Below are 240 nucleotides of genomic sequence, written 5' to 3' on the forward strand. Positions count from 1 at the left end.
TTCCCTTCAGCCGGACTTGGGTAATCCTCCAAGATAACAATGGACCTTGTAGGACTTGAACCTACGACCACTCGGTTATGAGCCGAGAGCTCTAACCAGCTGAGCTAAAGGTCCAACAAGATCAACAATATAGCGGCGAAGGGGATCGAACCCCCGACCTCCCGGGTATGAACCGGACGCTCTAGCCAGCTGAGCTACACCGCCATAATATCGGGAAGACAGGATTCGAACCTGCGACAC

The 240-nt window shown here is 53.3% G+C and carries 2 tRNA genes; both read right to left on the reverse strand.

Annotation, left to right across the window (positions count from 1 at the left end):
* Positions 1-40: 40 nt before the first annotated feature.
* Positions 41-114: transfer RNA gene (locus HMPREF2917_RS10765), tRNA-Ile, on the reverse strand.
* A gap of 16 nt (positions 115-130) precedes the next feature.
* Positions 131-204: transfer RNA gene (locus HMPREF2917_RS10770), tRNA-Met, on the reverse strand.
* Positions 205-240 lie beyond the last annotated feature (36 nt).

Origin of the sequence: Streptococcus sp. HMSC061E03, from assembly GCF_001813505.1 — a bacterium.
GTDB lineage: Bacteria > Bacillota > Bacilli > Lactobacillales > Streptococcaceae > Streptococcus.